This window comes from Pseudomonadota bacterium (assembly GCA_008501635.1).
In the GTDB taxonomy this organism is placed as follows: Bacteria; Pseudomonadota; Gammaproteobacteria; order QQUJ01; family QQUJ01; genus QQUJ01.
Window position 1 is genome coordinate 48,412 of sequence record QQUJ01000016.1, and the last position, 12,458, is coordinate 60,869.

Sequence of the window (12,458 nt, forward strand, 5' to 3'; positions counted from 1 at the left end):
TTGGGTCATTCCCAATGAGCGGGCCGCAACACCGCGCTGGGTCCGCGGGCGCCCGGCCCTGCGGGTTGGCCCCAGAGGTGCGCTGGCGGTGTTCTCAACCTGAATTGCGATTACAGGAGCCACACAATGACATCACACTCGCCTTACGATACGGGCCTAGATCGCAACGACGCCAACTATACGGCACTCACTCCGTTGACCTTTATCGAGCGTGCCGCGCGGGTGCATCCCGCGCGTACCGCACTGGTATACGGCGAATATATCCAGAGTTGGGCGGAGACCTACGCACGCTGTCGTCGCCTCGCCTCGGCACTCGCAAAGCACGGCATTGGCCGTGGGGACACTGTCGCCTTCATGGCACCCAACATCCCCGCGCTCTACGAAGCCCATTTCGGCGTACCGATGCTCGGCGCTGTTTTGAACGCACTCAACGTGCGCCTCGATGCGAACACCATCGCATTCACACTGAAACACAGCGAAGCCAAGGTTGTGGTGACGGATGGCGAATTCGCCGGCACGATCAAGGCCGCACTGGAGCAACTCGACAACCCGCCGCTGGTCATCGACATCGACGATCCCCTCTACCCCCAGGGTGAACGTGTGGGTGTGATGCGCTACGAAGAGCTATTGGCCGAGAGCGATGCCGAGTTCGCCTGGCAACCACCCGCCGATGAGTGGGACGCCATTTCGTTGAATTACACCTCGGGCACCACCGGTAATCCCAAAGGTGTTGTCTACCATCATCGCGGCGCTTACCTGAATGCCATCGGTAACGTGCTGAGCTGGAACATGGTGGCACACCCCACCTATCTGTGGACACTGCCCATGTTTCATTGCAACGGGTGGTGTTTCCCCTGGACTCTCGCTGCGCTGGCAGGCACCAGTGTCTGTCTGCGGCGGGTGGATGCGCATGCCATTTTTAATGCTATCGCCACAAACAGGGTCACCCATTTCTGCGGCGCGCCCATCGTCCTGGGGATGGTAATCAATGCCTCACCCGAAGAGCGCTGTGAATTCACCCATGAAGTGCAGGTCATGACCGCGGCCGCGCCGCCACCTGCCGCCGTCCTGGAAGCGATGCAGCGCCAGGGGTTCAACGTGACGCACGTCTACGGCCTTACCGAGGTCTACGGTCCTGCCGTAGTGTGCGACTGGCACCCGGAGTGGGATGATTTGCCCATGGAAGAGCAAGCACAGCTGAAATCGCGCCAGGGCGTGCGTTACCACGTGCTCGAAGGATTGATGGTGGCCGACCCCGAGACCCTCGAACCGGTGCCTGCCGACGGGGAAACCCTGGGTGAGGTCTTCATGCGCGGACACATCGTGATGAAGGGATATCTGAAAAACGAAAAGGCTACGCGCGAGGCCTTCGCGGGCGGCTGGTTTCACAGCGGTGATCTCGGCGTGCTTTTCGCGGACGGCTACATCCAGCTCAAAGATCGGGCCAAGGACATCATTATCTCCGGCGGAGAGAACATCTCCACCATCGAGGTTGAAAACGCACTCTATCGGCATCCCGCCGTACTGGAAGCGGCGGTGGTGGCGAAACCGGATGACAAATGGGGAGAGACACCGTGCGCCTTCGTGACGCTCAAAACCGGATATAGCGCAACCGCCGATGAGATTATCGACTTCTGTCGTGAGCATCTGGCGGGATTCAAGATCCCGCGTTGCGTGGTTTTCGGTCCGTTGCCCAAGACCTCGACGGGTAAGATTCAGAAATTCGTGCTGCGCGAACGCGCCACTCAATTGTAGGAGCGGCGGAAGCCGCGAAGGGATCGAATTCTTTGAGCGCGGTAAATCTTTTCGCGGCTTCCGCCGCTCCTACACGGCCGTCGCCTGTATCACCTGCCCAGGCCCAACGGATCGTTCGGATCCACACCGTCCATGTACGGGATGCGCCGGTCGCGGTGAGTCACCTGGTAGACGCCACCCATCCAATTGCCGATCACTGCCTCCGCCGTATCATGCCAGGTGTTCTGCAGCCCGCCCGCGATCTCGCGCTCAGGAAACTCGGGTGCGGGAATGCCGCGCTCGCGAGCGCGATCGACGCGCAACCGGTACTCATCGAGCAGCGCACGTTGCTGGGGAGCAAAGTAGTGACGTGGAAACGGCGGATAGTCGTTGCACTCACCACCCACGTAACGAACCACCTCGCGCTTGTACTCCTTCAGCAAGGAGACCGTGTCGTATTCGGGATGTCCCTGAAACATGACGATGCGCAATCCATCAGCACTGGTCACAAGATGCACGCCGCCCTCTTCGCTTTCGACCAGAATTCGCAACCCCGCATTATCGAACTGCTCGCGGGTAATCGAGTTCCAGCGCGAGTGCGGCACAGCAAAGTGCGTGTTGATATCGTTGACCAGCGGGTGACGCTGGTCGACCACGTGATGATCGAACACACCCCATAGCTTTTCCGCTCGTGGCACGCGTCGCTGGCCATAGTGAAACTGCAGCACGGCATGCGTGGCAAGACAGGAGCAGAGCGTCGAAGTGACATTTTCCACTACCCACTCGAAGACCTCGATCAACGGCCGCCAGAACGGTTCCTGGGCCAGATCAGGATGGCTGACATTGGCACCGGTAATGATGAGCGCATCGAGCCCTTCCTCGCGGATTTTCGCGAATGGTTCGTAATAGCGCTCGATATGCGCTCGCGCTTCCGCACCACGCGGCAAACCTTCCAGGGTAAAGGGGTGCATGTGGAATTGGGCGATGGGGTTGCTCTCGCCTACCAGACGGAAAAACTGCCGTTCCGTAGCCGCCAACGCACCATCCGGCATCATGTTGAGCAGACCGATATGCAGTTCACGAATATCCTGTTGGCTCGCCCTTTCCGGGCTGAGCACGGGCATCCCCTCTTCGTGCAAGCGTTGAAAGGTCGGCAGTCCTGTATTTGCTACCAGCGGCATCTCTCTTCTCTCAATATTCCATCGCACGAAAAACTATGTTGCAGGGGTCAAACCTGCTGAACTGTGCCTGGGGCTCTTCCACTCCCCCTCACTGTTTACGCGCAATTGCGGTTTCCATCAATTCCAGAAAATCTCCTTCATCGCGCACCTGCGCCACTTCGTGAGCCGTGACTATGTATCCATAGGGATCGGCAATCGCGTCGTAACGCGGAATGCGTGCCCGAAACAGGCGCGGGAATATCCACCGGGTGAAATCGTCAGGATTCATCTGTGCCGCATAACTCAAACCACGCTGCGTCAGATAAGCCTCCAACTGCTCCTCGAGGAAGGCGGGACGAAAATAGAGCGGCTTGGGATCGCTCTCGGCACGCTGTATCAGCTTGCGCTCCTCCTCTTCGTCGGTAACCTGGATGTAGAGGATCAGGGTGCGCTCGATCAGCAGATTGAGCATATCCGGGTCCTCCATCTCGCACAGGCTGCCGCCAACGTCGTTGACGAAGTGTTTGTAGCCGTAGATCTTCTGCGCTTTTTCAATAAACGCCGGTACATCGTTCATCGCTGCGATTTCGGCTTCGCGATAGAGCGCCTGGTGGCGAATGAAATCGGTCAACGCCATACCACCGCGCTCCGGATCACCTAACTTGCCGACGAATGAGAGTACCGGTCCCAGGTCATCCACCTTGATATTGTTGCGGATGTATATCCAGTCCTTGCGCAACAGCTCGCGCAGGAATGGCACGCGCATCGCCTGCTCCTTGATCTGGTCCAGAATCTGTTCGTCCAGATAACGGGTGCCGATGCGGTAATCGCCCGAGTAGTGGAACCAGTCGCGACGGCGCAGCTTGGCGGCGAGGTGGGTCTTGCCCACGCCCGACATACCCAGCAAGGTGATGCACTTATTTCCCCAGGCCCGGAATTCGTCAACGCTCAGCCGCACGGCTCTCTCCCCCCGATCCATCACAGTTCAGGACATAATACGACAGGGTTAAAAATGTCGGAAAATTACTTCCGGCGACACTCGCGTGAACCCCTTACCTACGCCCGTACTCTTCGATAATGTGCGGGTGACGTTGTTCAACCCACCGCCAAAGGGAAGCGGTGCTCAAATACTGTTCACGAGTTGCGGAGTGATTCGCTATGTCGTCAATGAAGCCGGGGAACCTCTCCCCTCTTTGCCCCTGAATGAATAGCACGCTTTTGCCACGCGCGCGATCCCTTCCCGAATCTGATCTTCCGGTACCGACGAATAGCCAATCAATAAGACGCGATCGCCGCCCCAGTCACCATTGCAATTCAACGCCGCCCCTGTGGTCAGACTATAGATCCCCACCCCGACGTCTTCGGCAATCTTCTGCACATGGGTCGCCTTTGGAAAATCTGGAGGTAGATGCCAGGCTAAATGCATACCACCCTCCAGTCCGGTCAGCCGCACCTCCCCAAAATTGGCTCGTAGCGATTCCAGGAGACAGTCGCGACGACTCAGATAGGTTCGTCGAATGCGCCGAAGGTGCCTCTCGTAGCTTCCGCTCGAGATGAAATCAGCCAGGGTGGCCTGATCGAGCCAGGCATGGCCATTGTCGTGCAGCGTTCTCACCATCCGGGCCGATTCGACCAACTCCGGGGGAACCACCAGATAGCCGAGTCGTATGCCTGCACCAATCGATTTCGAGAACGTACCTATATAAATCACACATCCGTGCACATCCTGCCCCGCCAGGGCGATCAGCGGGGATCCCTTATGGCGAAAATCACTGTCATAATCGTCCTCGATCAGATAGGCCCCAGTCTTCCATGCCCAATCAAGCAACCGCAAGCGCCGCTCCAGAGAGAGGGTGACGCCAAGCGGGTACTGATGCGACGGAGTTACGTAGGCCAGACCGATCGGCTCATCGGGGAGATGCGCGGTATCGATTCCCCGGTCATCGACCGGCACCGCCCGAAGTTTGGCGCCGTAACTCTCGAATACGAAGGCCGCCCCCTGGTAGCAGGGCTCTTCGATCATCACCGTGGTTCCCTTCTCGATCAAAAGGCGCGCCACCAGGTTGAGTGCCGCCTGGCTTCCGTTGACTACGATCACCTGGTCCGGTTCAACCTTGATACCGCGCGCTGGTCCCAGAAAGTCGGCTATCGCACAGCGCAGTTTCTGAAGACCAATGGGGTCACCGTACTCTGTCAGGTTAGCGCCCGCAAAGGTGAGATTGTGGAGCAGTCGTCGCCGCCATGACTTGGTGGGGAAGGAGTGCGGGTCAGGTCGACCCACCCAGAAATCGATCGCAAGCCGGTGGCGATTGGGGCTGACCACCGGGTGAGTGCGCCCCTTGAAAAGCGCAGGATGGCGGCTTGCCTGGCGTTCCATCGCGTCCCCTGAGCGCAACGCATCGGGTCTCATTGATGGCGACACTGACGCATCGGGCAAATCGGGGCTCACGATGGTCCCGACCGTCGGGCGGCTTTCCAGGTATCCCTCCGCTACCAGACGGTCGTAGGCGACCAATACCGTATTGCGGGATACGCTGAGCTGCTGACTCAATACCCGTGTACCCGGCACTACTTCACCTGGTTTGAGGAGTCCGTTAAGAATGAGATTGCGAATCGCCTCGAAAAGTTGGGCTTGCAAGGTCATCCCGTTGCCCGGTTCGAGTTTCACAGGAAGTTGCATGGTTACCTCCTGATGTTCTTGCAAATGATAGGTACGAATGTGAATGCGGTGACTACTGGTACTATAGCCTATATAAATCTGGATACGTATGTAGTACCAGTCAATTCATCGTTGATGGCACCACTCCCAGTACAGAATCAACGCAGCATGGGGTTCCAGCCGTGAAGAGACGTCCACAGTTCGGGCACTCATCGATACCTGTTGTGCTGTGCTGAAGACACCGGTGGACCCAATCTATTTTTACCGTATGGATCTTCAGGTTTAGTCACCAACCGATATCGTATTTCAGAAGTTGGAGTTCCGCGCAATAACACTTTTAAGTCAGATCCGGCCATCAACGGGCTGCGGTACTTAGGGTTACGCAACGGGGAGAGGGCAATGACCAAAACTTTGATGAATCGACTCCTGGTTTCGACAGTTGCACTCTGTATAGGCTTATTGGGCATGGCTGGTAATGCGATGGCCGATGTTCCGAAAGAAACGTACGACGCCTTGGGTATCAGCAAATCCGCCTCACCCAAGGAGTTGTTCGATGCATTGAAAAAACGCTACCACGATCCTGCGCAGGGCGCGGGCAAAGGAAAATTTGGTGACTTGTGGGAACCTATTCCCATGAGCCGATACTTCGACCCGGGCACGTTTTACAAACCACCGAGCACCGTCAAGGAGGTTAACAGCCGCGAGGAGTGTGTTGAGTGTCATAAGGAAGAAACGCCCGGCTGGGTGCAGATGTGGAAGAATAGCCCGCACGCCAATCTCAGCGAGATTCGCAAACTCAAAGCGGATGACCCTCGCCATTATAAAAAGGCCAAGCTCGAAGAGATCGAAAAAAACCTCCGCTCCATAGGCAAGCTGGGTCGTGACGAACCGCTGAAAGAGGTTGGCTGTATCGACTGTCACGTCAACATTAACACCGCAAAAAAGGCGGACCATACCAAGGACCTGCGTCTCCCTGATGCCGCAGTCTGCGGCACCTGCCACCTGCAGGAGTTCGCCGAGAGGGAATCGGAGCGGGATACCGCCATCTGGCCGAACGATGAATGGCCGAAAGGCCGCCCGTCGCACGCCCTCGACTACCAGGCCAATGTCGAGACCGGCATCTGGGCCGGTATGGCGGAACGCGAGATCGCCGAAGGCTGTACGGGTTGCCATTACAACCAGAACAAGTGTGACGGCTGTCATACTCGCCACGAATTCTCCGTGGTCGAGGCACGCAAGCCGGAGGCGTGCGCCCGCTGTCACAACGGCATCGACCACGATAACAACGCGGCCTATGCCTTATCCAAACACGGTACGATCTACCAGACCAGAGGGGATGAGTGGAACTGGAATGTGCCGCTTAAGGATGCATTCGAGAAGGGCGGTCAGACGGCTCCCACCTGTGCCTCCTGCCACATGGAATACAAGGGCAAGTATGGCCACAATGTGGTCCGCAAGGTGCGCTGGGCCAACTATCCCGGCGCTCCGGGTATTGCTGAAAACATCACGTCCGACTGGGCTGATAAACGCAAGGAGGCGTGGGTGGAAACCTGCAACCAGTGCCATTCCGAACGGTTTGCACGCGCCTACCTGGAGATGATCGATAATGCCACGCTGGCGGGAGTCGCCAAATATCAGGAGGCCGCCGCCGTGGTCGGGAAGCTGTACGATGATGGCCTGCTACCGGGACAGAAGACCAACCGTCCGGCCCCGCCCAAACCGGACAGTCTGGACAGCGGCCCCGCCCAGTTCTACCAGCTCATGTGGGCCAAGGGCAACAACCCATCGGTAGTGGACCGGAAACTGATAGAGATGGGTGAAAACGAACTGGCACTTCTCCACGTATCAGTTGCCCACGTCAACTATGGAGGATGGACCTACACAACTGGCTGGGAGCCACTGCTGGGTACGTACACGGATATCATGCAGGCCGATACCGAACTGCGTGAAAAAGCGGCGCTTATGAAACGGGTCGATGCACTCGAAGCAGGCAAACGCGCCTCACTTGGAATCAACCTCGATACGTTTGAGGAGAAGGTTGCAGTAAGCGGACTCGGCGGCATGATGCTACTGACCGGTGGACTGCTGGGCTGGCGGCGCCGCAAGAGCGCAAACAGTCGCGGCGAGAGCCAGGAGCCCCTGGAATAAATGGGTGTGCCACTGTCGGGAACCCTGCCTGCGGGTACAGGTTCGCCTAAGGCCCTCCCCATCGCCAGTATCGTACTGGCGATGGGGGGGCTTCTGTTGCTCGGCTGGGTGACATGGTCCGCGCTCAAGCCCAATCCCCTGCACTACCGGTATCAGCTGATCGCCGAAGGTCCCGTGGCGGAATTTCCCGACTTGGGACTTCCGGATCGGCCGGCATTGTCGATTCGCAAGTACGAAATACGTGCGGATGGCCATGACCAACCCCTGGCGAGTCTGCATGTCGGGCGGAACGCGCAACTGGATAGGGTGTTGCTCGACTGGCAAAATCAGCTCACCGAACCGCTGTTCACCCTCACCGCTTCGGCCCCCGAACTAGCGGCCCTGACAACTGCCATCGCCACGCACCTGCCGAGGGATAGCATGCTGCTGGGGTGGTGGGACACCACCCGCCGGCTCAAGTTGCTCAGCGATATCGAAACACCCTTTGATGAAAACCTCGCACTACCCTTGTTGTTACCCACTGCGTGGAGCGACCAACGAGGAACAATCGAAACCGCAGAACAGCGCTTTTGGCAGGTTCCGGACGACAGCCCCAGCGCCGCGGCGTTCGAGCGTTTCCAGGAGGCGCTGCTCGCCGATGAAGCCACTGCGGTTGGGATATTTCGGGAGCTGGCGGGCAACGACAACGAGGTTTACCTGGCGCTACATCTTTCCGATGCCTTCAAGTTGGGCGCCCTGCAGCCCGAGCGATTCGGGATCGGCTATCGCGATTTCCCCAATACCGGCGACCTTCACTCGACCATTCGCAATATCAAGAATTGGTTGCGCGAACAGGGGTACAAGACCTATACCGCGGAGAATCGGGATGCCAACGTTGTGCGCGTCTATTTTCTCACCAACGCGGCATCTGAAAACGCCCTCATCGCCCAAGCCCTGCCATTCACCAAATCGCAATCAATGGATCTGAAAATCATGCGGGTCGTCTACCAGCACCTAGGGTATTGGGTCTACAAAATACCGGCGGCAGACAGGGGAACCGACTCATGATGTTGTCGTATCGGCGTAGGGCATTGTTCGGCCTGGTCTTTCTTTTGGGAGCCTCCTCGGTCATCGCCAAGGACGATATCCCGTATGATGGCCGCAAGAAATGCAGTGGCTGTCACAAGAGCCAGTACCAGTCCTGGAAAGAGACCGGGCATGCCAACGCGCTCGACTCGCTTAAACCGGGCGTGAAAACCGAGGCGAAGAAGAAAGCGAAACTGGACCCGGACAAGGACTACAGTAACGACAAGGACTGTGTGGCATGCCATGTTACCGGCTTCGAGAAGGAGGGCGGCTACACGATTGACGACCCTAGCATCTACACGGTCGGGGTCGGCTGTGAGTCGTGTCACGGGCCGGGCTCGGAGTATCGGCTGATTCACCGCACGGCGTCCCGGAAATTCGATAGCAAGGGAAAGGCCACCCCGCGCAGCGTGCTCGAGGAGGCGGGAGAGGAGTTTCAGTTCATCGAACGCTGCAACGCCTGTCATATGAGCTACGAGGGATCGCCTTGGCCCAATAGCAGCAAACCCTATACACCGTTCACCCCCGAGGTGGACCCCAAATATACCTTCGATTTTGACAAGGCCGTGCGCAACCATGATGCGATGCACCAGCACTACAAACTGGTCGGTGTCTTTACGGGTCCGCCACTGCCGCCTTTCCATCAGGAATTCCAGAAGGCAGCGCAACCGGCCAGCGAGGAGTAGACAGGCAGATGGGGTGGCTGGGAAACCTGTGGCGCTCGGTAGCGATCCACCGTTTCGTGATTTTCTCGACGGTGGTGGCAACGGTGTTGCTGATAGGTGCGGGTGTCGGTGGTATGACGGCCCTGTCCACAACCACATTCTGCACCTCATGTCATTCCATGTCGTACCCCTACGACGAGCTCCAGAAATCGAATCACTATGGGGTGATGGGTGCCGATCCGGGGTGCGGAGATTGCCATGTTCCACGGGGACTCGAGAATCTCCATCTGGCCGTCGCGACCCACCTCGTGGACGGCGCGCGAGAAGTCTATTTCGAACTCACGGGCGACTATTCAGACATCAAAAAATTCAACCAGCGCCGACTGGAGATGGCGCACTATGCGCGCATGAACCTCAAGCGCTGGGACAGCGTCACCTGCCGATACTGTCACAAGAACCCGAGGCCATTCGGTGAGGCAAAAAAAGAGCATGAGAAAATGGTGACTCAAGGTGCGACTTGCATCGATTGTCATCAGAACCTGGTTCACAAGGAGGTGGAAGAAACGGATCTTGATGCAAGTCTCGCCCGGGGGGAGATGGTATTAAAGGAATAATGAATCGATTGAAACGGATAAAATATGGAAGTATTCAATCCTGAAAAGGGTGTCCCGAATATGCGTACCCACTCCTCTATTTCGTGGGCGATGAGAATTCCTGTATCGGTGCAGTCCAAGCCAGCGGATTGCTGAGCGTATCCCCTGCGCTGCATTCCTCCCATCGATCGGCAAACCATGTGACCGCCTGATTGGTGCAGTGGCCGAACACTTCGGAAAAACTGCATCGAGGGGCCGGAGGGAGCGAGGCACGTCACCTGCAACCCGCCACCTCATCATACCCGCCGCTTCCAACCTGGACCGTCGGGCCTTCGATCGTGGCGCGAGCCTCTGCGCGCGCGTCTGGAGGCTCGTTCATTACCATCAACGTCAACAGAGAGCGTATCGATAAGCGAAGGGTGTATCCGCGGTGGTAGCGCCCAGATGCCGCCGCCAGCGCCCGTGCTGCTGACGAGCCCCCCGCGCACCACACTCACAGCAGCTCACGTGCTCGCTCGTAAAGCTCCTTGAGCGTGATTCGCGCCTCCTGCAGCGCCTGTTCCGACCACTCGGTGGGATCGGCCCAATAATCGCCGGTCAGCAGACATCGGCGCGCAAGATCGGGTTCAACTTTGCGCAATTCCACCGCCGCTTCGCTCCACAACCGCGACAGGTTGCGTTCCCGCTCTCGATCCGGATATTTGCGCCGCTTCATCGTCGCCAGATAGGCCTTGGTCTCGTTGGCTGCCAGATAGACCGACAACAGTGCGCGACGGTAGTGTTCTTCCTCCTGTGCCTGCTCATCACGCGCTGATTTGAGCCACCCGATGACATTGTTGAATAGCTGAATCAGATTGCCGACATCGATCATCGCCTACCCTGTATCCACAGGTTTCAGTTTTCCCGCACCCCGCTTGCAAGCGGTCGGTTACGGATCCAATTCGCGAACGACACGAAATCCCGTATCGTCACTTTGCCGCGAGGGGAAATCGCGCCAGCGGTTGGCCGAGCGCATCTCCTGGGCCGGAAAACTCCAGGCGCCGCCGCGTATCACCCGCTTTCCACAACCGGGTTTGTCGATCGCACTGCCATCATCCGGGGCCTGGACAAAGGAATCGTGATAGCAATCTTCGACCCACTCCCACACATTGCCGGCGGTATCGTGCAGGCCAAATCGATTTGGTGGAAACTTCCCAACGGTGGTGGTCTTCTCGCCATCCCAGATACTGCCGCAACCCTCGCAGTTGGCTTGCGCCGACCGCGCATCGTCACCCCACCAAAAGCGGCTGCTGCTACCTGCGCGCGCCGCATACTCCCACTCCGCATCGGTAGGCAAACGATAACGCTTGCCGGTCTGTTCGCTTAACCAACGGGTATAGCGTTTGGCATCCTCCCAGGAAACATTGACCACCGGCCGCAGACCACGCCCCCAACCCTGGTCGTTGGGCTTCGCGCAACCTGTAATCTCGCAATAGCGATCGTACTCGTCAAAGGTCACCTCGTAGAGACCGATCGCGAAGGGCTTCAGTCGAACAACCTTGGGCGGCCGCTCATCAGTGTCTCCCGTCGCATCTCCGCGCGTATAACGCCCACCCCGCAGCAACACCAGCTCCGGGCCCATTCCTCCTCTGCGCAGGCGATCCCGTAGCTCCGCCAAACTCGGCACCTGCCGGAAAAACAGGGGCTCCGGAAACGTGGCGCCCGGGACCGAGCCTCGATTGACAGTGACGGCAATCGTCGCAATGCTGTCGGCGGCAATTTCTGCCGTACTCCCAAAATTGGTTTTCATCATTATCTGCCGGGTCAGCAGTTCTCCGCGCACGACCTCTCCTGGCGAATTGAGCCGTATCATCACCCGTTGCTCATCGCTGGCAGGCATGGGTTCAAGATCCACAATGTGCGCATCACTGCGATTTACCATCGTCAATCCATCCTCCGTCTTTACCAGCAGATCCTGTGTCAGCAGTGCCGCCAGCATCCGATCACCATTGCGCAGCCAGATCTGATCGGGTACCAGGACCGGTTGCGGCCGGGTCCGCCGTTTGACAAAGCTGATCGAGGCGATAGCGTCGCGCTCAACGGGAAGAGTGGGATCAAGTGCACGCAGTACCTGCAGCTCATCCTGCAGCAGCGTACCGGTGAAGCGCTCGCCGTCCTGAGTGGTGAGCACATCGCCAAGCGCCGTAAAATCCAATGAACGCATGAGGCCGTAGGGTACGGAGATTTCACCATAAGGTGTCCTCAGATCAAAACGCGGACTCGCAACAGCACCGTTGTAGATCTCACCGTTTTTGAGAACGACCACATCGTAGCCGCTGTCCACCACGGGTACCGAGGCCGACATTACCGGTGTCGATAACAGAACGACGACGCACCCGATACTCGTTGCCCACCACCTCATGACTCCCCCCCCTGGTTCTCATCAAGGAACCCC

Annotated in this window: 10 protein-coding genes; 5 read left to right on the forward strand and 5 right to left on the reverse strand. The window is 58.0% G+C overall.

Annotated features, from left to right (window positions below):
- Positions 1-126: 126 nt before the first annotated feature.
- Positions 127-1,755, forward strand: coding sequence for an acyl-CoA synthetase (locus DWQ09_07755; protein ID KAA3628559.1), 1,629 nt, complete (start codon positions 127-129; stop codon positions 1,753-1,755).
- Between the two features lie 89 nt (positions 1,756-1,844).
- Here DWQ09_07755 and DWQ09_07760 read toward each other — a convergent pair whose 3' ends face one another.
- The 3 genes from DWQ09_07760 to DWQ09_07770 all read right to left on the reverse strand — a co-directional run bounded on the left by DWQ09_07760 (position 1,845) and on the right by DWQ09_07770 (position 5,574).
- On the reverse strand, positions 1,845-2,915 hold the full coding sequence (locus DWQ09_07760; GenBank protein KAA3628560.1) for a homoserine O-succinyltransferase: 1,071 nt from the start codon (positions 2,913-2,915) through the stop codon (positions 1,845-1,847).
- A gap of 88 nt (positions 2,916-3,003) precedes the next feature.
- Positions 3,004-3,852 (reverse strand): ATPase, encoded by an 849-nt coding sequence (locus DWQ09_07765; GenBank protein ID KAA3628561.1) that lies wholly within the window; start codon positions 3,850-3,852, stop codon positions 3,004-3,006.
- Positions 3,853-4,050: 198 nt separating this feature from the next.
- Positions 4,051-5,574, reverse strand: a complete 1,524-nt coding sequence (locus DWQ09_07770; protein KAA3628562.1) for a PLP-dependent aminotransferase family protein — start codon at positions 5,572-5,574, stop codon at positions 4,051-4,053.
- A 378-nt stretch (positions 5,575-5,952) separates the two neighbouring features.
- Between DWQ09_07770 and DWQ09_07775 the strand changes: the two genes are divergently transcribed.
- From DWQ09_07775 to DWQ09_07790, 4 genes are read left to right on the forward strand one after another with little or no spacing between them, the layout of a single operon-like run.
- Positions 5,953-7,701 carry a hydroxylamine reductase gene (locus tag DWQ09_07775; GenBank protein ID KAA3628563.1) on the forward strand — a complete coding sequence of 583 codons (1,749 nt, stop codon included), beginning with the start codon at positions 5,953-5,955 and terminating at the stop codon, positions 7,699-7,701.
- Entirely contained in the window at positions 7,702-8,748 is a 1,047-nt protein-coding gene (gene haoB, locus DWQ09_07780) for a hydroxylamine oxidation protein HaoB (protein ID KAA3628564.1), read from the forward strand. It abuts the gene before it with no gap.
- The gene (locus DWQ09_07785) at positions 8,748-9,452 is read left to right on the forward strand and encodes a cytochrome C554 (protein KAA3628636.1); all 705 of its coding nucleotides are present in this window, start codon (positions 8,748-8,750) and stop codon (positions 9,450-9,452) included. Before haoB ends, DWQ09_07785 begins: the two co-directional genes overlap by 1 nt.
- An 8-nt stretch (positions 9,453-9,460) precedes the next feature.
- Positions 9,461-10,045: a cytochrome C gene (locus DWQ09_07790; protein KAA3628565.1), complete on the forward strand. Its 585-nt coding sequence runs from the start codon at positions 9,461-9,463 to the stop codon at positions 10,043-10,045.
- A 472-nt stretch (positions 10,046-10,517) separates the two neighbouring features.
- Here the strand turns inward: DWQ09_07790 and DWQ09_07795 are convergent, their stop codons facing one another.
- Positions 10,518-10,895 carry a hypothetical protein gene (locus DWQ09_07795; GenBank protein ID KAA3628566.1) on the reverse strand — a complete coding sequence of 126 codons (378 nt, stop codon included), beginning with the start codon at positions 10,893-10,895 and terminating at the stop codon, positions 10,518-10,520.
- Between the two features lie 57 nt (positions 10,896-10,952).
- The gene (locus tag DWQ09_07800) at positions 10,953-12,425 is read right to left on the reverse strand and encodes a formylglycine-generating enzyme family protein (GenBank protein ID KAA3628567.1); all 1,473 of its coding nucleotides are present in this window, start codon (positions 12,423-12,425) and stop codon (positions 10,953-10,955) included.
- Positions 12,426-12,458: the final 33 nt, after the last annotated feature.